The organism is Leclercia adecarboxylata, from assembly GCF_006874705.1.
Taxonomy (GTDB): domain Bacteria; phylum Pseudomonadota; class Gammaproteobacteria; order Enterobacterales; family Enterobacteriaceae; genus Enterobacter; species Enterobacter adecarboxylatus_C.
The window spans coordinates 2,379,377-2,398,734 of sequence record NZ_CP035382.1; the positions used below are offsets into that span (position 1 = coordinate 2,379,377).

21 protein-coding genes and 1 pseudogene are annotated in these 19,358 nt (G+C 59.2%); 12 read left to right on the forward strand and 10 right to left on the reverse strand.

Annotation, left to right across the window (positions count from 1 at the left end; genetic code table 11):
• Positions 1-88: 88 nt before the first annotated feature.
• A complete protein-coding gene (gene symE / locus ES815_RS12315; RefSeq protein WP_142488042.1) occupies positions 89-421 on the reverse strand; it encodes an endoribonuclease SymE in 333 nt (110 codons plus the stop codon).
• Between the two features lie 219 nt (positions 422-640).
• Here symE and ES815_RS12320 point away from each other — a divergent pair.
• Together ES815_RS12320 and ES815_RS12325 are read left to right on the forward strand one after the other, a co-directional pair.
• Positions 641-972, forward strand: a pseudogene (locus ES815_RS12320) (DUF1493 family protein).
• 358 nt (positions 973-1,330) lie between these two features.
• Positions 1,331-1,564, forward strand: a complete 234-nt coding sequence (locus ES815_RS12325; RefSeq protein ID WP_142488043.1) for a type II toxin-antitoxin system CcdA family antitoxin — start codon at positions 1,331-1,333, stop codon at positions 1,562-1,564.
• A gap of 184 nt (positions 1,565-1,748) precedes the next feature.
• Here the strand turns inward: ES815_RS12325 and csiR are convergent, their stop codons facing one another.
• The 5 genes from csiR to glaH are packed head-to-tail and all read right to left on the reverse strand — an operon-like array spanning position 1,749 to position 7,506.
• Positions 1,749-2,432 carry a DNA-binding transcriptional regulator CsiR gene (gene csiR, locus ES815_RS12330; protein WP_142488044.1) on the reverse strand — a complete coding sequence of 228 codons (684 nt, stop codon included), beginning with the start codon at positions 2,430-2,432 and terminating at the stop codon, positions 1,749-1,751.
• A 45-nt stretch (positions 2,433-2,477) separates the two neighbouring features.
• Positions 2,478-3,761, reverse strand: a complete 1,284-nt coding sequence (gene gabT, locus ES815_RS12335; RefSeq protein ID WP_142488045.1) for a 4-aminobutyrate--2-oxoglutarate transaminase — start codon at positions 3,759-3,761, stop codon at positions 2,478-2,480.
• A gap of 17 nt (positions 3,762-3,778) precedes the next feature.
• Complete coding sequence (gene gabD / locus ES815_RS12340) at positions 3,779-5,227, reverse strand: NADP-dependent succinate-semialdehyde dehydrogenase (RefSeq protein ID WP_142488046.1); 1,449 nt, start codon at positions 5,225-5,227, stop codon at positions 3,779-3,781.
• A 21-nt stretch (positions 5,228-5,248) separates the two neighbouring features.
• Positions 5,249-6,517, reverse strand: a complete 1,269-nt coding sequence (gene lhgO, locus ES815_RS12345; RefSeq protein WP_142488047.1) for an L-2-hydroxyglutarate oxidase — start codon at positions 6,515-6,517, stop codon at positions 5,249-5,251.
• Between the two features lie 11 nt (positions 6,518-6,528).
• Positions 6,529-7,506, reverse strand: a complete 978-nt coding sequence (glaH, locus tag ES815_RS12350; protein ID WP_142488048.1) for a glutarate dioxygenase GlaH — start codon at positions 7,504-7,506, stop codon at positions 6,529-6,531.
• A gap of 353 nt (positions 7,507-7,859) precedes the next feature.
• Between glaH and ES815_RS12355 the strand changes: the two genes are divergently transcribed.
• The 6 genes from ES815_RS12355 to ES815_RS12380 all read left to right on the forward strand — a co-directional run bounded on the left by ES815_RS12355 (position 7,860) and on the right by ES815_RS12380 (position 12,690).
• Positions 7,860-9,341: an APC family permease gene (locus ES815_RS12355; protein WP_142488049.1), complete on the forward strand. Its 1,482-nt coding sequence runs from the start codon at positions 7,860-7,862 to the stop codon at positions 9,339-9,341.
• A 32-nt stretch (positions 9,342-9,373) separates the two neighbouring features.
• Complete coding sequence (gene patD / locus ES815_RS12360) at positions 9,374-10,798, forward strand: aminobutyraldehyde dehydrogenase (protein ID WP_142488050.1); 1,425 nt, start codon at positions 9,374-9,376, stop codon at positions 10,796-10,798.
• A gap of 120 nt (positions 10,799-10,918) precedes the next feature.
• The gene (locus ES815_RS12365; RefSeq protein ID WP_142488051.1) at positions 10,919-11,203 is read left to right on the forward strand and encodes a hypothetical protein; all 285 of its coding nucleotides are present in this window, start codon (positions 10,919-10,921) and stop codon (positions 11,201-11,203) included.
• Positions 11,204-11,214: 11 nt separating this feature from the next.
• The gene (locus ES815_RS12370; RefSeq protein ID WP_142488052.1) at positions 11,215-11,607 is read left to right on the forward strand and encodes a hypothetical protein; all 393 of its coding nucleotides are present in this window, start codon (positions 11,215-11,217) and stop codon (positions 11,605-11,607) included.
• Positions 11,608-11,833: 226 nt separating this feature from the next.
• On the forward strand, positions 11,834-12,289 hold the full coding sequence (locus ES815_RS12375) for a hypothetical protein (RefSeq protein ID WP_142488053.1): 456 nt from the start codon (positions 11,834-11,836) through the stop codon (positions 12,287-12,289).
• Positions 12,265-12,690 (forward strand): FosA8 family fosfomycin resistance glutathione transferase, encoded by a 426-nt coding sequence (locus ES815_RS12380; RefSeq protein WP_142488054.1) that lies wholly within the window; start codon positions 12,265-12,267, stop codon positions 12,688-12,690. The genes ES815_RS12375 and ES815_RS12380 overlap by 25 nt, the downstream gene beginning before the upstream one ends.
• 52 nt (positions 12,691-12,742) lie before the next feature.
• Here the strand turns inward: ES815_RS12380 and ES815_RS12385 are convergent, their stop codons facing one another.
• From ES815_RS12385 to ES815_RS12400, 4 genes are read right to left on the reverse strand one after another with little or no spacing between them, the layout of a single operon-like run.
• A complete protein-coding gene (locus ES815_RS12385; protein WP_142488055.1) occupies positions 12,743-13,564 on the reverse strand; it encodes an alpha/beta fold hydrolase in 822 nt (273 codons plus the stop codon).
• 30 nt (positions 13,565-13,594) lie between these two features.
• On the reverse strand, positions 13,595-15,205 hold the full coding sequence (locus tag ES815_RS12390) for an MFS transporter (RefSeq protein ID WP_142488056.1): 1,611 nt from the start codon (positions 15,203-15,205) through the stop codon (positions 13,595-13,597).
• Entirely contained in the window at positions 15,202-15,612 is a 411-nt protein-coding gene (locus ES815_RS12395) for a DoxX family protein (RefSeq protein ID WP_142490050.1), read from the reverse strand. The genes ES815_RS12390 and ES815_RS12395 overlap by 4 nt, the downstream gene beginning before the upstream one ends.
• 5 nt (positions 15,613-15,617) lie before the next feature.
• Positions 15,618-17,489 (reverse strand): amidohydrolase, encoded by a 1,872-nt coding sequence (locus tag ES815_RS12400; RefSeq protein WP_142488057.1) that lies wholly within the window; start codon positions 17,487-17,489, stop codon positions 15,618-15,620.
• Positions 17,490-17,728: 239 nt separating this feature from the next.
• Here ES815_RS12400 and ES815_RS12405 point away from each other — a divergent pair, with 239 nt between their 5' ends.
• From ES815_RS12405 to ES815_RS12420, 4 genes are read left to right on the forward strand one after another with little or no spacing between them, the layout of a single operon-like run.
• Positions 17,729-18,421: a hydrolase gene (locus tag ES815_RS12405; protein WP_142488058.1), complete on the forward strand. Its 693-nt coding sequence runs from the start codon at positions 17,729-17,731 to the stop codon at positions 18,419-18,421.
• A 59-nt stretch (positions 18,422-18,480) separates the two neighbouring features.
• Entirely contained in the window at positions 18,481-18,690 is a 210-nt protein-coding gene (locus tag ES815_RS12410; protein ID WP_032616311.1) for a DUF1427 family protein, read from the forward strand.
• A complete protein-coding gene (locus ES815_RS12415) occupies positions 18,687-18,944 on the forward strand; it encodes a DUF1427 family protein (RefSeq protein WP_142488059.1) in 258 nt (85 codons plus the stop codon). The genes ES815_RS12410 and ES815_RS12415 overlap by 4 nt, the downstream gene beginning before the upstream one ends.
• Before the next feature lie 26 nt (positions 18,945-18,970).
• The gene (locus ES815_RS12420; protein ID WP_142488060.1) at positions 18,971-19,339 is read left to right on the forward strand and encodes a response regulator transcription factor; all 369 of its coding nucleotides are present in this window, start codon (positions 18,971-18,973) and stop codon (positions 19,337-19,339) included.
• Positions 19,340-19,358 lie beyond the last annotated feature (19 nt).

The following is a 19,358-nucleotide window of genomic DNA, read 5'->3' on the forward strand; positions in this document are numbered from 1 at the left end:
GTTTTCAGGGAGCCTTTATTTTTACCTGGCTGCCTTTCGCAACCAACAAAAAGGCGCCCACCGGCGCCTTAATCATACTATCGCTGTCTTAAGCCTTTCGAAGCTTCCCGGAGATCACCCCAACAAAGTCCATCACCTGCTGTTGCGCCTGGTCCGACAGTTGACTCACCTCACGCATCAGCGTCTCTATCTCCGGCTCTCCCTGCCGGGAGGTCAGGATCATACAGCCCTTCATCACCTTCACATCCACCTTCGTTCCGGTGCTGAACCCGGCTTCATTGAGCCATAGGCCTTTCATAATAAATGCAGGGATGCGGGTGTAATCCCCGTACCGCGTCGCATAACTTACGGTAAATACCCGGTCGTCGGCTGCAAATACTTCTGGTTGCAGTGATTCTGCAATACAATCGATATCAGTCATGATTACTATTCTCGTTAAATAGTGATTGTGATGAGCGATACGGGCATGTTGGCGCATGCCCGTATTGCGTTAAATAACACCTGTAAATCTAACCAGTAAATTAAAATAAGTCCAGATTAATATAAAACGTAATAAGCGTTATTCGGCTGCTTTCGAATATCCATTAAATATATTAATTCACTGTGATTTATAATTTTACGCATAAGGAAATGATAAGTTATGACCGGGAATATCGAACAACGTATCTATGCGCTTGCCAGACGTTATAACGGCGTGTACCTCATCAATAACGAGAAAACCAACAATTACTCAATGCCAGTACAGACCTCGATACGGATATGTTGCTGGATGTCGACGAGGCAGAAGCACTCATGGAGGAATTTTTTAGAGAATTTAACGTTAATAGAGGAAGCTTTAATATAAAGATCTATTATCCCGACGAGCCTTTTTCCTGGAATCCGTTTAAGAAATCTGCCCCTGTTCCTGTTCCCGATTTTACGATTAGCATGTTGATCGAATCAGCTAAAGCCGGGAAATGGTTGTACGACTAATCATAATCAAAAAGCTAAATAAATTCCGGTACCTGTACACTTATTTTTGACTGATCCTAAAAAAGCCAGCTTTATTGGGGGCTTTGCTTTTAAAAGGGTAAGACGAGAGAGCGTTGGGATAGTGAGACATTCCGAAAAAGTATCCAGGCTACGACCGGGATGTGCCGTAATTTGCACCTGGGTGGCGGATGTTAAGCCCGCAGGTAAGGAAAAATAGCGTCTCTTAGTCATTCCTCCTCGCGCTCTGACACGACCTTCCCGATTATCTTGTTGGAAGGTTGTGCTTAAAGGCATTCTGCTTTCACGAGCGGACCAGCCATAATGGATATTTACCACAATAAATATAAGGATAAATATCATGACTCATACTGAACCAAAGAGAACTGTTACCCTAATCGTGGACCCAGCTCTCTACGATGAAGTGAAGCAATCCGGGGCGAACATATCCGCTCTCCTAAATAAAGCATTGCTCGAAGAACAGAAACGGCTGCAGGCCGCTCGCTGGACAGAGGAGAGCAGGGAAGGGCTGGAAGAGATGCGCCGCTTCTTTGAAACCCACGGCCGTTTTTCTAACGAACCTGGGAAGCTATGATGTAATTCTGCGTTTAACGCCATAAAGGAAAGAACAAGACCTATCCGTACCTGCTTGAGGTACAGTCCCCTGGCGGATGAGTATCCGGGGGAGCGGCGCGGCGCACCCGCCAGTGCCGCATCGCTTCCAGGCCCACAAACACACATCCACTTCAAAGTGCCTGTTTTAAGGTGACTTTAACTTTTCATGTCGCCAAACCCACCCCCATCGCCCCTCTAATAATCGGAATCGGCGTCAATAAATGCTGATACATCAGCTCCCCCGCCTTATCCGCATCCCGCGCCAGCACCGCATCCATCAGCTTCTGATGCTCCACATGCTTCTCTTCTAACATCGCAACAGACAAAACCGTCTTGCGCAACCACACATACCGATACCGCGCCGCCAGATCGAACAGCCGCTCCCGCATCTGCATCAAATACCGCGACCCACACCCCACCACAATCGCCGTATGAAACGCCTGATGGCGCTGGTCCCACTCGTCCAGCATCGTCTCGCTGGCATCGCGGGATTCGAGCTTGTTCAGCAGATGCATCCGGGCGAGGAGGTCGGCTTCCCACTCTTCGCCGCCGCGCTCTATAGCGAGGCGCACCAGCATCGCCTCCATATTGGCGCGGGCATCAAAGATATCGAGCAGCTCCTGTTCGGACATGGGGGCCACACGGTAGCCTTTCTGGTTAATGACCGTGACCAGCCCCTCGGCAACCAGCTGCGACAGCGCTTCGCGCAGCGGGCCGACGCCCAGTTCATACCGGGAGGTCAGCAGGCTCATCCGCAGCTTCTCATCCGGGTGATACACGCCGCGGATAATGTCGTTCTTCAGCCAGCGGTAGCCGTCGATGGCCGTTGCCTGGGAAATGATGGTCATGGTCGTGCTCCTTGAATACGGCCCGGCCTGCACCGGGCGTAAAGATTAACCCTGCTTCGCCTCGTCAAAACATTCAGCGATAATCGCCAAACCCTGCTGAAGCTGCGCCTCTTCCACGGTCAGCGGCACCAGGATGCGCAGCACGTTATGGTACGGGCCGCAGGAGAGCAGGATCAGCCCTTTATCCCGCGCCCGGGCCACAATCTGCGCCGTCAGGGCGGCGTTCGGCTTATGGTGGTCGCCCTCTTCAAACAGCTCGATGGCGATCATCGCCCCCAGGCCGCGAACGTCGCCGATCTCAGGGTGTTTTTCAGCGATAGCCAGCAGGCCTTCGCGCAGGGTGTTACCCAGCTTGTTGGCTTTGCCCAGCAGATCGTCCTGCTCGAAGACCTTGATTACCGCCAGCGCGGCGGCGCAGGCGATCGGGCTCCCGGCGTAGGTGCCGCCCAGCCCGCCCGGGGCGATGGCGTCCATCACCTCGGCGCGTCCGGTAACGCCCGCCAGCGGGAAGCCGCCGGCAATGGATTTGGCAAAGGTGGTGATATCCGCCGCCACGCCCATCTGCTCCATGGCGAAGAAGGTGCCGGTGCGGCCCGCGCCGCTCTGCACTTCATCGGCGATGAGCATGATGCCGTGCTCGTCGCACAGGTCGCGCAGGCGCTGCATAAAGGCAGGGGAGGTGGCATAGAAGCCGCCTTCACCCTGCACGGGCTCGATCACGATGGCGGCGATATCTTCCGGGGCGGCATCGTTCTTGAAGATGCGGTGGATGCTGGCGATGGCGTCATCATCGCTGATGCCGTGCAGGGCGCAGGGATAAAGCGCGCGATAGACGTGGCCCGGCATCAGCCCCATGCCCGCTGAGTAAGGGTTCACTTTCCCGGTGAGCGACAGGGTGTAGTGGGTGCGGCCATGATAGGCCCCGGTAAAGGCGATGGTGCCGTTGCGCTTTGTCGCCGCGCGGGCAATCTTCACCGCGTTCTCGACCGCTTCGGAGCCGGTGGTCACCAGCAGGGTCTTTTTCGGGAAATCCCCCGGCACTTTCTGGTTCAGGGTTTCGCAAAGCTCCAGATAGGGTTCATAGGCCAGCACCTGGAAGCAGGTGTGCGACAGCTTTTTCAGCTGCGCTTCCACGGCGCTGACCACCTCCGGGTGCAGATGCCCGGTGTTCAGCACCGCAATCCCCCCGGCGAAATCAAGATACTCCCGGCCTTCGACGTCCCACACCCGGCAGTTCTCGGCCCGGGCGGCAAAAATTGGGTGGATCTGACCCACGCCACGGGGAATGGCATTGCTGCGACGCTGCATTAATTCTTTATTGCTGCTCATTTAAATCTCCTGAAAGATTAAAGGCCGATGCACATATATTTGATTTCTAAGTAATCTTCGATGCCGTATTTGGAACCTTCCCGACCCAGGCCGGAGGCTTTAATGCCGCCGAACGGGGCAACTTCGTTGGAGATAATACCGGTGTTGATCCCGACGATGCCGTACTCCAGCGCCTCGCCGACGCGGAACACGCGGCTCAAATCACGGGCATAGAAGTAGGCGGCGAGGCCGAATTCGGTGTCGTTAGCCATATGGATAACATCGGCATCATCTTTAAAGCGGAACAGCGGCGCCAGCGGGCCGAAGGTCTCCTCTTTTGCCACTCTGGCATCACCGGGTACATCTACCAGAATAGTCGGTTGGAAGAAGTTGCCGCCGAGTTTATGCTGCGATCCGCCGGTAATAATCCGCGCGCCTTTCTCCACCGCGTCGGCAATGTGTTCTTCGACCTTATCCACCGCCTTGCTGTCGATCAGCGGCCCGATGGTCACGCCCTGGGTCAGGCCGTCGCCGATCTGCATCTTCTCCACCGCCTGCTGGAGTTTTTCGGCAAAGCGATCGTAGACGCCGTCCTGCACGTACAGGCGGTTGGCGCAGACGCAGGTCTGCCCGGCGTTGCGGAACTTCGAGGCCAGCGCCCCTTCCACGGCCTTATCGAGGTCGGCATCGTCAAAGACAATAAAGGGCGCGTTGCCCCCCAGCTCCAGCGAGACCTTTTTGATGTCCTTCGCGCACTGGGCCATCAGCTGGCGGCCTATCCCGGTCGAGCCGGTAAAGGAGAGCTTGCGCACCAGCGGGTTGCCGGTCAGCTCGTTGCCGATATCGGACGCCGAACCGGTCACCACGTTAAACACCCCTGCCGGGATCCCGGCGCGTTGCGCCAGTTCGGCCAGCGCCAGCGCGGAGTAGGGGGTCTGGCTGGCGGGTTTGAGGACCATGGTGCAGCCTGCCGCCAGGGCCGGACCGGCCTTGCGGGTGATCATCGCCGCCGGGAAGTTCCACGGGGTGATGGCGGCGGTCACGCCAATCGGCTGTTTAATCACGATCAACCGCTTGTCCGCCTGATGGCCCGGAATGGTATCCCCGTAGACGCGTTTCCCCTCTTCGGCGAACCACTCTATAAAGGAGGCGGCATAGCTAATCTCGCCTTTCGCTTCCGCCAGGGGTTTGCCCTGCTCGAGGGTCATCAGCCGGGCCAGATCGTCCTGGTTCGCCATCATCAAATCGAACCAGCGGCGCAGGATGTTGGCGCGCTCTTTGGCGGTGAGGGCTCGCCAGGCGGGCAGGGCGCGGTTCGCCGCCTCAATCGCCTCGCGGGTCTCGTCGGCACCCATTTTCGGCACGCTGCCCAGAGTCTGGCCGTTCGCCGGGTTGGTCACGGCGAGGGTCTCACCACTGTGGGCGTCGCACCACTCTCCTTCTATATAAGCCTGCTGGCGGAATAAGCTGGGATCGTTGAGTTGCATGATGGCTTCCTGTCTGAATGATTAACGGGTAAACGCGGCATGTAAGGTCTCCACACTACCGGCAGCCCGCAGTGAACGCCCGGGGTTGTGCTGGCTGGCGAGCAGGGTCTGAACCTTGCTCACAATATGCGCCCCGATGGGGATCGCCGAGGTCGCCGCCGGGGAGGGGGCATTACAGGTATGGATGGTGCGTGGCGTGGTGACAAATAAAAAGTCGTCGATCAGCTTACCTTCTGGCGAAACTGCCTGCGCCCTCACACCCGCGGGCCAGGGGTGCAGATCTTTCACCGTCAGCCCCGGGCAGTACTTCTGCACCAGCTTCAGATAGCCGCTTTTGCACAGGGAGTTTTTCATCTCGCCCAGGCCCGAGCGCAGGTTGTTCTGCAGTACCCGGCGGATGCCCGTCGAGCCAATAATTTCCAGCATATCGGACAGGGAGAAATCGCCCTTGCGGTAGCCCTCGCGCTTGAAGGCCAGCACCGCGTTTGGCCCCACCGTCACGCTGCCGTCGATCATCCGGGTGAGATGCACGCCGAGAAACGGCATCGCGGGGTCGGGGATCGGGTAGATAAGGTGGTTGACGATCTGATTGTGCTCCGGCGCGAGGCGGAAATACTCCCCGCGGAACGGGCAGATAATAAACCCGGGATCGATGCCGAGCATTTTCACCAGCCGGTCGGCCATTAGCCCGGAGCAGCTGATTAAGGTGGAGGCTTCATACTCGCGTCCGTCGTGGGTGTGGATCACCACCCGGTCGGCATGCTCTTTCAGGGCGCTGACCTCGGCGCGATAAATCACCTCTCCGCCCTTCGTCTGAAAGCGTTTCGCCATCGCCGCCGCCACCTCGCGATAGCTGACGATCCCGCTGGAGGAGACAAAAATCCCGCCCAGCCCGGTGATGTTGGGCTCGCGCTCGCGCAGTTCGGCGGCGCTGAGCCATTCGCGCTCGATGCCGTTGGCGGCGGTGCGGTCCCACAGGGCCCGCATGCGCTCCATCTCCAGCGGAGAAGTGGCTACCAGCATCTTGCCGCAGGTGTCGTAGCGGATGTTGTGTTGATCGCAGAAGGCTTTGGTCGCCCGGTTGCCCGCCAGGCAGAACTGCGCCTTCAGGCTGCCGGGGGTGTAGTAGACCCCGGCGTGGATCACCCCGCTGTTGTGCCCGGTCTGGTGGCAGGCGGGGCCCGCCTCCTTCTCCAGCAGGGCGATGCGGGCGTCCGGGTAGAGTTCAATCAGCTGCATGGCGGTCGACATGCCGATAATGCCGCCGCCGATAATCACGAAGTCATACATCCGCTCAATTCCTACTGATGAGTCTGATAGTGGCTGGTGGCGTAGCTGATATACCCGCGCTGGCGCATCAGCTCCCGGCGCAGATCCGGGTGCGGGGTGAAGCGATCCCGGCCGTGCAGCCAGAACATATTGTTAATCAGCAGGAACTTACCCACCGGTACCGGAATGGAGACGATGTTTTTGCTGCCCTCCAGCGCGTCAGAAAGTTCGCTCAGCCAGACGCCCTCTTCAAAATCTTTCGGCTGGACGAACTGGTCGATATAGCGCATCACCGGGCGGCCCTGCTGGTCGACGTCAAACACCGGGTGGAACACATCTGCGGCCACGTTTTTGCTCGGCGGCGCGGTCCAGCGCAGCGGGCGACGGGCCAGCGGATGGCTGAAGAAGGTATCCAGCGACTCCCAGTCGTCGAGGTGCAGCAGCAGGGAGTTGCCGCCCTGCATGTTCTGCTCGTCGATCTTCATCATCAGCACATAGTCGGTCACTTCGTCGACGAAGGTGCCGTCGTTGTGCAGCTCCAGCACGCGGTGCGGCTGGCGGAGATAGCTGTCGGAATTATCGACGTTTTTTACCGTAAAGCGGGCGTAGTACTGGCCGCTCATGGCGTCGTAATTGGAGCGACCGATCAGGTGCGCGACCGCGGTGGCGATCTTCACCATCTCGTCGGCCTGAGTGACGTTATCCACCCCCTCGGCGGAAATCAGCAGCGCGCCCTGGTCACGGCTGAGCAGGGTGTTCAGCAGCAGGGGCTGGAGCTGGTTGCCGCACAGGTCATCGAGGATCTTCGCCACCCGAAAGCGCAGGAACGATTTGTACTCCAGGGCCTGAATGGGCCACTGCTCCACCTCCCGCAGGAACTGCTGCGTGACCTCCGCTGAGAACGTCAGCTCCAGCAAGCGCGGAGACTGCACGGATGTGGTGATGCTGAAACCGGTGATGGTCCGGGACAACGCCTCGTCGGGCTGTTTTACGGCGGTAAGTGCATTCATCAGAATCAATCCTCTCAGAAAGTATTCAGGAGACAGGGCAGTGCATTTCGTAGCCATAAATTAAAAATATCTACGTTTTGACGAAATGGGCCTGTTCAGTGCTGATTGTTTGAATTTTGTGATGAAGGCGTAAAAAACAGGGGAAATGGCCGGGAAAAGAGGGGCTCAGGTCGCGATCTCGCAGACCTGACGTGATGCGGCTCACGGAAAATGCCGGTTATCCTTAACAAAAACGTGACATATCCATACAAATATTAACAAATCGCGAGGGCAACGCTGTACGGCCTTGAGGCGCTCTTCTATACCTTGATTCGTGTTACCTGCGACTCAACCCCATCACAGAGAATAAACGTATGGAACAGACTTCTGGCAAGAAAAGTGAAGCAATTCATAGCGATAATACACAGCAATTTCACCGCTCCATCGGCCTTATCTCTAACTTCTCGCTCGGGTTCACCTACCTCTCGCCGCTGACGGCGGTCTACTCCCTGTTTGCGCTGGCTGTGACGCTGGCGGGGCCGCCGGCCATCTGGTGGATCCCGATTGTGGCCTGCGGACAGCTGCTGGTGGCGCTGGTGTTTGGCGAAGTGGCGTCGCAGTATCCGATTACCGGCGGTCTCTATCCCTGGGCGCGTCGCCTGTGGGGCCGGAAATATGCGTGGATCGCCGCCTGGATCTACCTCTGGGCGCTGGTGGTGACCATCACCTCGGTGGCGGAATATACCGCCACCTTCGTCGGATCGCTGTTCGGCTTTGAAACTTCGGCCGGCAACATGCTGATCACCTCGGTGGTGCTGCTGCTGATGATGATGGCCATCAACATGTCGGGGACCAAAAACCTCGCCCGGGTCGCCCGGATTGGCTTCTGGTGTGAAATTGTCAGCGTGATTGCGCTGGGGATTTATCTGCTGCTGTTCCATCGCGCGCAGCCCTTCTCGGTAGTCTTCGACTCGATGGGGGTGATCGCCAAAGACGGCAGCTACCAGCCGGCATTTATGGCGGCGGCGCTGATCGGCCTGTTTATGTTCTTCGGCTTTGAAGCCTGCGGCAACGTGGCGGAAGAGGTGAAAAACCCGAGCAAAAAGATCCCGATTGCGATGATCCTCAGCATCGTGTTTGGCGCCCTCTCGGCGATGGTCTCGATCCTCGGCTACCTGCTGGCCTCCCCGAACCTGATGAATATCGTTAACGGCCAAATTGCCGATCCGATCCCGGCGATCCTCAACGAAGCCCTCGGCGAGACTGGCGCCACGGTGTTTATCATCATCGCGGTGATCGCCATGCTGTCGTGCATTCTCTCCCTGCAGGCCGCCTTAAGCCGCCTGATCTTCTCCTTCTCCCGCGATCAGATGCTGCCGGGTAGCACCTGGATGTCGAAGCTGTCGAAAAACAGCGTCCCGGATAACGCGATGATCGTCAGCTGCCTGCTGCCGGTGCTGATCTGCGTGTGGGTCTACTTCCAGCCGGATAACCTGGCGCGCATCACCGCCTTTGCGGTTATCGGCATCTACATCTCCTTCCAGATGGTGGTCCTGGCGGCGCTGCGTCAGCGTCTGAAGGGCTGGAAACCGGCCGGGGAGTGGAGCGTCGGCGGCTGGGGCATGCTGGTCAATATCCTGGCGCTGGCCTACGGCCTGTGCGGGATCTGGCTGCTGGCGCAACCGGCCGAGAGCGCGAGCTTTATCGACCGCTGGACGGTGCTGGTGGGGCTGGCGGTGGTGGTGATCTCCGGTCTGATTTACATGGCGCTGGCCCGTCCGTTCGGGCGTTCAAACGCGCCGGAAAATGACGCGATTGAGCATGCAAAACGGCTTAACGCAGGACAACCTCTGTAATTTCCCGGAACATAAAAACAATGGAGTCGGTTATGCAAGACAACTTATTGATCAATGGCGAACTGATTGCGGGTTCAGGTGAGAAGCAGCCCGTCTACAACCCGGCCACCGGCGAGGTGCTGCTCGAGATTGCCGAGGCCAGCCCGGAGCAGGTGGACGCCGCGGTGCAGGCCGCCGATCGCGCCTTCCGCCAGTGGGGCCAGACCACGCCGAAAGCGCGCGCGGAGTGCCTGCTGAAGCTGGCGGATGTGATTGAGCAGAACGCTGACACCTTCGCCCGACTGGAGTCGCTGAACTGCGGCAAACCGCTGCACTGCGTGCTGAACGACGAGATCCCGGCCATTGTCGATGTGTTCCGCTTCTTTGCGGGTGCCACCCGCTGCCTGAACGGCCTCGCCGCCGGGGAGTACATGGAAGGGCACACCTCAATGATCCGCCGCGATCCGGTGGGCGTGGTGGCCTCCATCGCCCCCTGGAACTACCCGCTGATGATGGCGGCGTGGAAGCTGGGCCCGGCGCTGGCGGCCGGGAACTGCGTGGTGCTTAAGCCGTCGGAGATCACCCCGCTGACCGCCCTGAAGCTGGCCGAGCTGGCAAAAGATATCTTCCCGGCCGGGGTGATTAACGTCCTGTTTGGCCGGGGTAAAACCGTGGGCGACCCGCTGACCGGCCACGACAAGGTGCGGATGGTCTCCCTGACCGGCTCCATCGCCACCGGGGAGCACATTATTTCCCATACCGCGCCGACGATTAAGCGCACCCATATGGAGCTGGGCGGCAAAGCGCCGGTGATTGTCTTTAACGACGCCGATATCGACGCGGTGGTCGAAGGCGTGCGCACCTTTGGGTTCTACAACGCCGGGCAGGACTGCACCGCGGCCTGTCGTATCTATGCCCAGAAAGCGGTCTATAACACGCTGGTGGAAAAGCTGGGCGTCGCCGTCGCCAGCCTGAAAATGGGTGCCCCGGAAGATGAGATCACCGAGCTCGGGCCGGTCAGCTCCGCCGCCCATCTGGCCCGAGTCAGCGAGGCGGTGGAACGCGCCAAAGCCCTGCCGCACATCCACGTGGTGACCGGCGGAAACGTGGCGGGCGGCGGCGGATATTACTATCAGCCAACCCTGCTGGCCGGGGCAAAGCAGGAGGACGAGATCATCCAGCGCGAGGTCTTCGGACCGGTGGTGAGCGTCAGCATGTTCGACGACGAAGAGCAGGTGCTGGAGTGGGCCAACGACTCGCAGTACGGCCTGGCCTCGTCGGTCTGGACCCGTGACGTGGGCCGTGCGCACCGCATGAGCGCCCGCTTACAGTATGGCTGCACCTGGGTGAACACTCACTTTATGCTGGTGAGCGAGATGCCGCACGGCGGGCAGAAGCTGTCCGGTTACGGCAAGGATATGTCGATGTACGGCCTGGAGGATTACACCGTGGTACGGCATGTGATGGTGAAGCACTGATTTTATTACGCGGCGGCAATATCCTGTGATGTTGCCGCCGAGACTGTTATATACATTCTATATGGATCATTTTTATCTCTCTCTATATACTTTACATATAGTTTTATAGAGAGGTTAATCATGCCCACCCCAACACGTACTGCGCCGAAAAAATTCCTGTTCCAGCTCCGTTCTGTTGATAACGAATTTGGCGTCAGCGAGGAGACCTTTTCCCGACTGATGGCAGAGCTCTCCCTGAACCAGACCGAGTTGGTCCACAAGGCGTTACGCAACCTCGCGAAAGAGGTACTACCCGCCTACCAACAGGACGATGGCCCACTGACCGACGCACAACACGCCGCCGTCAAAAAACTGTCTGGCCTCGACATTTCAGAGGACGATCTGGACTCTCCATTATTTAAATAAGCAGGACGCTTATGATTAATAATTACAACCCGTTACCGGCAATCGGTGACATCATCTGGTGCAAGTTTCCTCAACATGAGGATCTGGGCCATCCGGGGCCAAAAGCGTGCCCCGGCCTGATTTTGAATGTCTTCCCGGATCTGCATGCCGTGCTGATTGTTTATGGAACCTCCCGGACGGACCACGTTTATCAGGGCGAGTTCGTCATCGACGATCAGCTTGATACGGCAGGACTAAGCTGGCCGACAAAGTTTGATCTTAACCGGCTGCAAAAATTGCCGTTTAATACGGAGTGGTTCGCGGTTGCGCCGGGCGTGGAGATCAATACGCCGTTACCCAAAATGGGGGTGATTCCACCCGTGTTTATTCCTGTGATGCGTGCCGCCTGGGCGAAAAGAGGGTAACCGGCATTGCCCGGCGGCGCTCCGCTTGCACGGGCCTACAGGGAATGCACCGGATTTTAATATCGCAGGCTTTTGTAGGCCGGGTAAGCGCAGCGCCACCCGGCAGCTTGTCGGGCGAAAATCCTAATAATATCAGGCGATATAGACAACGATAAAACAGAGTACGTACCATCAGGGCACTCATTTATAAGGATATAAATTGTGTGTTCACAATCAGATATCAGGGATGGTGTTTATTTTTAGTAGATCCCTCATTGCTATATCCATCACCGCATTAATCCTCTGCGGGCTATTTATCTCCCTCATCGCATCCAACATAAACGGGGTGACGGTCTACAAAGAAACCGATCGCTATAACTATTACTCTCTCACGTACCAAGAAATTCAAAACGCGCCAAGAATCTCGCAAAATTATTATTTCGAATTTCAACCCGGCGACGGATATGCGCCATCAAATGCCATCATTTTCAAAGATGCCACCGACCCCGAACCGCTTCGTGCTTACCTCATGAAATTAGGGTATGTCAGAGAGCAACACAGGCTGCGTGGAATGGAAGTGTGGTGTCAGCCGAATAAGGAGGGGAGAGGCCCTCTCTATTTATACGTCGATAAACATGCTAAAGAAGTGAGGTTAGCAAAAATCCAGGATCAGCCCCCATGCTCCACGCCCTCAACCACCTGACCCTCGCCGTCAGTAATCTGCCCGCCAGCATTGCTTTCTGGCGCGATCTTCTTGGCCTGCGTCTGCACGCCGAATGGCACACCGGAGCTTATCTCACCTGCGGCAATCTCTGGCTCTGTCTGTCGTATGATGGCACCCGAAAATTCATCCTACCGCAGAACAGCGACTACACCCATTACGCCTTCTCCATCGCACAAGAGCACTTCGCAGCGTTCACGCAAAAGCTCCAGGACGCAGGTGTTATCGTCTGGAAGGAGAACAAAAGCGAAGGGGAGTCGTTCTACTTTCTCGATCCGGACGGGCACAAGCTGGAACTGCACGTGGGGGATCTGGCCGCGCGGCTGGCGGCGTGTCGGGAGAAGCCTTACGCGGGAATGGTTTTTACGTCGGATGAGGATTAACAGGGAAAGTAGGCCGGGTAAGCGTAGCGCCACCCGGCATTAAGCGCTGAACTTAAAGCGACTTCACAAACGTCAGCAGATCTTCATTCAGCTGGTCCTGATGCGTCAGCGCAAAGCCGTGCGGCGCGTTGTCATACACCTTCAGTTCCGCCTTGCTAATCAGCTCTGCCGCCACTTTACCGGTGGTTTCGAACGGTACGATCTGGTCGTTGCTGCCGTGGATCACCAGCGTCGGCACGTCGACTTTCGCCATATCCGCACGGAAGTCGGTTTCGGCAAAGGCGGTCACGCAGTCAATAGTCCCTTTCAGCGAGGCCAGCAGGGCGATGTTCAGGGTCTGGGTCAGCGCGCCTTCAGAGACTTTCTGCCCGGCGTTGATGCCGTAGAACGGGGTGGCGAAATCGCTGATGAACTGGGCGCGATCTTTCAGCAGCCCGTCACGAATGCCGGCGAACACCGACTGATCCACGCCCTGCGGGTAAGAGTCGGATTTGCCAAAGATCGGCGTCACCGCACCCAGCAGCGCCAGGCCTGCCACACGATCGGTGCCATAAGTGCCGATATAACGGCTCACGTCGCCGCCGCCCATCGAGAAGCCCACCAGCGTCACATCGCGCAGATCGAGCGCGGTGATCAGGTCGTTGATGTCGGAGGCAAAGGTGTCGTAGTCATAGCCATTCCACGGCTGATCCGAACGGCCAAAGCCGCGGCGGTCGAAGGCGATGGCGCGGAAACCGCGTTCCGCCAGATAGTTAAGCTGGCTGTCCCACATGTCGGCATCCAGCGGCCAGCCGTGGCTGAACAGCACCGGTTTACCTGCACCCCAGTCTTTATAATAAATCTGAGTGCCGTCTTTCGCTTTAATCGTCGCCATAGTCTCTTCCTCAAAGTGTTGTTTTAGGTTTTAAACCGGCGCTACCAGGTAGCGGGTCGCCGGAGGTGCATCGCCCTGATGAAAAGCCAGCACGCGGCTTTGCAGCAGGTGGTCATTCATGGTGTGGCGCTCCTGCAGGCGCAGGTGTTCCACCCAGGAGCCCATCAGGAAGGTCTCGATATAGAGACCCGGCTGGTCGATATCTTCATACACCGCCCAGCTGATGGCGCCCGCGCGGCGGCGCACCCGGCGCAGCTCGTGGACCGCCTGCAGGAAGTCGCTGGCCGCTTCAGGATCGATCAGATACTCGCAGGAGACCAGCACCGGGCCGCGCTCGTTGGGGATGCTCTCCCGCGCGTCGTCGGCAATCAGGCCGCTGGTATCGAGGTTCAGATTGGGATCTTTCTCCAGCTTCCAGCGCAGCACCGTGGCGCTGGCCAGCAGCATCCCGACCGTCGCTACGCAGAGTGACGTGGCGGTGTTAACGTGGGAAGCAATCTGTCCCCAGATGGCGCTGCCCGCGGTCATCGAGCCGAAGAAGACCGTCAGATAGACCGCCAGCGCCCGGGCTTTTACCCAGCGGGCGGCGCTGCGTTGCGCCCCCAGGTTCAGGGTGGAGAGCACTGCGATCCACGCGAAGCCGGTGAAGAACTCAAACAGGTTCAGCAGCCAGAAGTGGCGCACAAAGGCCAGGGCCAGCATGGTGAGGGCGAAGACCAGGCTCGCCGCCACCATCAGCCGATCGGCGTTCAGGCGCTGGCGCAGACGCGGCAGCAGCACCGCCCCGGCAATCGCCCCCAGCCCGATACAGGCCAGCATAATGCCGTACCCCGCCGGGCCGAGGCCCAGCTCCCGACGCGCCACCAGCGGCAACAGCGCCCAGCCCGCGCTGGCGAAGACGAAGAATGCCACGGTGCGGATCAACACGTTACGCAGCACCGGGGCAGCGTGGACGTAGCGCACCCCGGCGCGCACCGCCGAGAAGAAATGCTCCGGCGGCAGGCGCTGCACCGAGGCGGCAGGCTTCCAGCGCCACAGCACCCAGGCCACGCCCAGCACCGACAGGGCGTTGAGCAGGAACACCATCCAGGGTCCGGCCAGCGAGAGCAAAAAGCCCCCCAGCGCCGGGCCGATGGCGCGACTGATGTTGACCCCCAGCGAGTTCAGCGCCACCGCCGGGCCCAGCTCCGCCTTGCTGACCAGATCCGGCACCACCGCCTGGAACGGCGGCGAGCTCATGGCGCTGCCGACGCTCAGCAGAAACGCCGCGGCCAGCAGCACCGTTGGCGTGACTTGCCCGGTAAAGGAGAGGATCGCCAGCCCCGCAGCGGCAATAAACATCCACAGCTGGGAGAAGAGCAGGTACTTACGCCGGTCGACGATATCCGCCATCACCCCGGAGGGCAGGGCGAAGAGGAACATCGGCAGGCTGCTTGCCGCCTGCACCAGGGCGATATCCAGCGGATCGGCGCTGAGGGTCAGCATGCTCCAGTTGACCCCCACGTCGCTCATCCACGAGCCCACGTTGGACACCACCGTGGCGATCCACAGCATGCGGAACACCCGCTGGTGCAGCGGCTGCCAGGTGGACATCGTCGGGGCAGGCGGATGCTCCACGTGCGCGTCGGTGATCTGGGTCATGCGAATCTCTCCGTGGCCCGCGAACGGACCCGCCACGCGCCGGGGCCGGTGATCGCCAGCGTCGTAAAGATGATCAGCAGCAGCCAGCCAAACTGGCCTTCCGCAATCGACCAGCCCGGATGCACCACCAGCATCGCCACCAGCAGCACGGCAATGATTGGCACGCAGGCCAGCCGGGTCGCCACGCCGAAGAGGATCAGGATCGGGCAGATCACCTCGGCGACGATCGCCGGGATCAGGCTGAAGTACGGCCCGAAGCCAAAGGGATCTTCGATCCGCGTCAGTTCTTCGCTGAAATGCACGATCTTCGGCAGGCCGTGCACGTACAGCAGCAGCAGGCTGCCGGTGATCCGCAGGAAGAACAGCCCCAGGTCAATCCGGGGCAGGGTCTGTTGAGTTGAGTTCATCATGATCAGAACGCGAAGCAGCTGCAGCCCAGCGCCCCCCAGAAGGCGTTATCGTCGGCCACCGGCATCTCTGCCGTGCGGGCGAAATCGTGCGCGTGGTTATGCACTCCGCACGGGCCGCTACAGTGGTGAGCAGGCTGCATCCCCACGCGGGCGGCCTGCGGTGGTGCGCTGCGGTAGTGACCCGGCACCTTGACCACCGGCGACCACTCCGGCAGGACCGGGATGGCAGGCGGCGCCAGCGGGCCGAAGCTGCCTGCGGCGTAAACGATGTTACCGTCCACCACCGTCAGCACCGACTCGATGCCTTTAATTTCCTCTTCCGGCACGCGGAAGAAGTCTTTGCTCAGCACCGCTAGATCCGCGAGCTGGCCCTTTTTGATCTGACCTTTCTGGCTCTGCTCGTTGGAGAACCACGCGCTGCCCTGGGTCCAGAGCATCAGGGCGGTGTCGCGATCCAGACGGGCGCTGTGATCGTACATCTGCATCCCGCCAACGGTGCGGCCTGAGACCAGCCAGTAGAGCGCGGTCCACGGGTTGTAGCTCGCCACGCGGGTGGCGTCGGTGCCCAGACCTACCGGCACGCCGGTCTCCAGCATGCGGGTAACCGGCGGGGTGTGGCGAACCGCTTCCATCCCGTAGCGCTCGGCGAAGTACTCGCCCTGGAAGGCCATACGGTGCTGCACGGCGATGCCGCCGCCCAGGGCCTTGATGCGGTCGATGTTGCGCTGGGTAACGGTCTCGGCGTGGTCAAAGAACCAGTGCAGGCCGTCGAACGGGATCTCGCGGTTGACCTTCTCGAAGACGTCCAGCATCCGGCTGATGGACTCGTCGTAGGTGGCGTGGAGGCGGAACGGCCAGCGATGCTCCACCAGATGGCGCACCACGCGCTCCAGCTCGTCCTCCATGCCGGGAGCCAGATCCGGGCGCGGCTCGAGGAAATCTTCGAAGTCGGCGGCGGAGAAGACCAGCATCTCGCCCGCGCCGTTATGGCGGAAGAAGTCGGTGCCCTGGCCCGGCTTGAGCATGTCGGTCCACTTCTCGAAGTCTTCCAGCTCGTGACCAGGGCGCTGGGTAAAGAGGTTGTAGGCGATGCGGATCGTCATCTGCTTTTTCTCGTGCAGCTCGGCGATCACCTCGTAGTCTTCCGGGTAGTTCTGGAAACCACCGCCCGCATCGATGGCGCTGGTTAAGCCCAGACGGTTCAGCTCGCGCATAAACTGGCGGGTGGAGTTCACCTGCTGCTCCAGGGGCAGTTTTGGCCCTTTGGCGAGAGTGGCGTAGAGGATCATGGCGTTCGGACGGGCGATCAGCATCCCGGTCGGGTTGCCGTTAGCGTCGCGCTGGATCTCGCCGCCCGGCGGGTTCGGCGTGTCTTTGGTGTAACCGACGACCTTCAGCGCCGCGCGGTTGAGCAGGGCGCGGTCGTACAGGTGCAGAATAAACACCGGGGTATCCGGCGCGGCGGCATTGATCTCGTCCAGGGTCGGCATCCGGCGCTCGGCGAACTGGAACTCGTTCCAGCCGCCCACCACGCGTACCCACTGGGGTGACGGGGTGCGCAGGGCCTGCTCTTTCAGCATCCGCAGGGCGTCGGCCAGCGAGGGAACGCCTTCCCAGCGCAGTTCGAGATTGTAGTTCAGCCCGCCGCGGATCAGGTGCAGGTGCGAGTCGTTCAGGCCGGGGATAGCGGTGTGGCCTTTCAGATCCACGACTTTAGTGGCGTCGTCGTGGTACTGCATTACTTCCGCAGCGGTGCCTACGGCAAGGAATTTGCCGTCGCGCACGGCGACCGCTTCGGCGAGAGGATTTTCACGATCGACGGTATGAAACTGGCCATTCACCAGAATCAAATCTGCTTTAGCAGAGGAAGTCATAACTGCTCCTGACTGAGAGAGGGGAAATGTCAGGATTATTGGAACCGGTTACCGAAAAAAACCAGTTATACAATGGGATAGCTATACCAAAGTATAACTATACCTGTGTATAACTATACGAAAGGTTAATTATACAAAGAGATAATTACGCCAGGGCAGAGAGTCATCCAGGATACAGGCATCGCATCGTCGCAGTGTTCCGCGACGGATTTCACCTGTTCACCTCACTGGATACCATTATGTCTAACTCAAAACTCGAAGTGTTAACCCCCGATAACTGTCAGATGATCTTCATCGACCAGCAGCCGCAGATGGCGTTTGGCGTGCAGTCTATCGATCGTCAGGTGCTGAAAAACAACGTGGTAGGGCTGGCGAAAGCGGCCAAAGTGTTCAACATCCCGACCATCATCACCACCGTTGAAACCCAGAGCTTCTCCGGCAACACCTTCCCGGAGCTGCTGGACGTCTTCCCGGGCCAGGACATTCTTGAGCGTACCTCCATGAACTCCTGGGACGACCAGAAAGTGCGTGACGCCCTGAAGGCCAACGGCAAGAAGAAAGTAGTGGTTTCCGGCCTGTGGACCGAAGTGTGCAACAACACCTTCGCCCTGTGTGCAATGCTGGAAGGCGACTACGAGATCTACATGGTGGCGGACGCCTCCGGCGGCACCTCGAAAGAGGCCCACGACTTCGCCATGCAGCGCATGATCCAGGCCGGCGTGATCCCGGTAACCTGGCAGCAGGTGTTGCTGGAGTGGCAGCGCGACTGGGCGCACAAAGAGACCTACAACGCGGTAATGGATATCGTGCGTGAGCACTCCGGTGCCTACGGCATGGGCGTGGATTACGCCTACACCATGGTGCACAAAGCCCCGTCTCGCCAGAAGAGCGAGCACGAAACCCTGGCGCCGGTTCCGGCCCCGGTTCGCTAAGTTTTCAGCGGCAGGCTGGGCCCTCATCCGGCCTGCTGCTGACCTCTCTGGAGTCCATCATGAGTACTGGGTTAATTTCCCTCGCGGCAGGCGTGTTAATCGGCCTGCTGTACGCGCTGCTGAAAGTCCGCTCCCCCGCCCCGCCCGCGCTGGCGTTGATTGGCCTGCTGGGGATGCTGGCTGGCGAACAGGCCACCCGCCATTTTCTGCATGCTGACGACACCGCGCAAAAGGCGCCCGTCACCCTCTCCACAGGAGCCTCGTCATGAAAGCTTGGGTCGTTTCACTGAGCTGTGGAATTCTGGCAGGGGTGATTTATGCCGCAATTGATGTACACTCGCCCGCGCCGCCGGTTGTCGCTCTGTTGGGGCTGTTTGGCATGCTGGTGGGGGAACAGCTGATCCCGATTGGCCGCCGCCTGTTCAGCCGTCAGCTGACGATGGCGTGGTTTCGTCACGAATGCGTCCCCAAAATCAGCGGCACTGCACCTCCGGCCCGTCCCGGCGACGGTAGCGAGGGTTAATCACCTTTAGTTTGAGGAACACGAGCATGCCGCAGCGCATAGCCATCATTGATGATGAACGGTCTGTCCGCAGCGGTTTAAGCAACCTGCTGCAGTCGGAGGGGTATGCCACAGAGGCCTTCGACTCGGCGGAAGTGTTTCTCAGCCACCCTACCGCGCTGGCAGAGGTCGCGCTGGTGATTGCCGACATCCGCCTGCGGGGGATGAACGGACTCGAGATGCTCGACAAACTGCGCCTTATCGCCCCCTCGCCGCCGCCGCTTATTTTTATCTCCGGTCATGCGGATGACAACATCCAGCGCTACGCTGTTGATCACGGCGCTGTTGCTTTTTTGCGCAAGCCGATTAATGTCGATGTGCTGCTGGCGCACATTCAACGCGCGCTCGCCACCTGACAACACCTGCAAACCAATC

What these genes read in the sequence shown, in the direction of transcription:
- symE (WP_142488042.1), bottom strand. Translation starts at nt 421, where the DNA reads ATGACTGATATCGATTGTATTGCAGAATCACTGCAACCAGAAGTATTT.
- ES815_RS12325 (WP_142488043.1), top strand. Translation starts at nt 1,331, where the DNA reads ATGACTCATACTGAACCAAAGAGAACTGTTACCCTAATCGTGGACCCA.
- csiR (WP_142488044.1), bottom strand. Translation starts at nt 2,432, where the DNA reads ATGACCATCATTTCCCAGGCAACGGCCATCGACGGCTACCGCTGGCTG.
- gabT (WP_142488045.1), bottom strand. Translation starts at nt 3,761, where the DNA reads ATGAGCAGCAATAAAGAATTAATGCAGCGTCGCAGCAATGCCATTCCC.
- gabD (WP_142488046.1), bottom strand. Translation starts at nt 5,227, where the DNA reads ATGCAACTCAACGATCCCAGCTTATTCCGCCAGCAGGCTTATATAGAA.
- lhgO (WP_142488047.1), bottom strand. Translation starts at nt 6,517, where the DNA reads ATGTATGACTTCGTGATTATCGGCGGCGGCATTATCGGCATGTCGACC.
- glaH (WP_142488048.1), bottom strand. Translation starts at nt 7,506, where the DNA reads ATGAATGCACTTACCGCCGTAAAACAGCCCGACGAGGCGTTGTCCCGG.
- ES815_RS12355 (WP_142488049.1), top strand. Translation starts at nt 7,860, where the DNA reads ATGGAACAGACTTCTGGCAAGAAAAGTGAAGCAATTCATAGCGATAAT.
- patD (WP_142488050.1), top strand. Translation starts at nt 9,374, where the DNA reads ATGCAAGACAACTTATTGATCAATGGCGAACTGATTGCGGGTTCAGGT.
- ES815_RS12365 (WP_142488051.1), top strand. Translation starts at nt 10,919, where the DNA reads ATGCCCACCCCAACACGTACTGCGCCGAAAAAATTCCTGTTCCAGCTC.
- ES815_RS12370 (WP_142488052.1), top strand. Translation starts at nt 11,215, where the DNA reads ATGATTAATAATTACAACCCGTTACCGGCAATCGGTGACATCATCTGG.
- ES815_RS12375 (WP_142488053.1), top strand. Translation starts at nt 11,834, where the DNA reads ATGGTGTTTATTTTTAGTAGATCCCTCATTGCTATATCCATCACCGCA.
- ES815_RS12380 (WP_142488054.1), top strand. Translation starts at nt 12,265, where the DNA reads ATGCTCCACGCCCTCAACCACCTGACCCTCGCCGTCAGTAATCTGCCC.
- ES815_RS12385 (WP_142488055.1), bottom strand. Translation starts at nt 13,564, where the DNA reads ATGGCGACGATTAAAGCGAAAGACGGCACTCAGATTTATTATAAAGAC.
- ES815_RS12390 (WP_142488056.1), bottom strand. Translation starts at nt 15,205, where the DNA reads ATGACCCAGATCACCGACGCGCACGTGGAGCATCCGCCTGCCCCGACG.
- ES815_RS12395 (WP_142490050.1), bottom strand. Translation starts at nt 15,612, where the DNA reads ATGAACTCAACTCAACAGACCCTGCCCCGGATTGACCTGGGGCTGTTC.
- ES815_RS12400 (WP_142488057.1), bottom strand. Translation starts at nt 17,489, where the DNA reads ATGACTTCCTCTGCTAAAGCAGATTTGATTCTGGTGAATGGCCAGTTT.
- ES815_RS12405 (WP_142488058.1), top strand. Translation starts at nt 17,729, where the DNA reads ATGTCTAACTCAAAACTCGAAGTGTTAACCCCCGATAACTGTCAGATG.
- ES815_RS12410 (WP_032616311.1), top strand. Translation starts at nt 18,481, where the DNA reads ATGAGTACTGGGTTAATTTCCCTCGCGGCAGGCGTGTTAATCGGCCTG.
- ES815_RS12415 (WP_142488059.1), top strand. Translation starts at nt 18,687, where the DNA reads ATGAAAGCTTGGGTCGTTTCACTGAGCTGTGGAATTCTGGCAGGGGTG.
- ES815_RS12420 (WP_142488060.1), top strand. Translation starts at nt 18,971, where the DNA reads ATGCCGCAGCGCATAGCCATCATTGATGATGAACGGTCTGTCCGCAGC.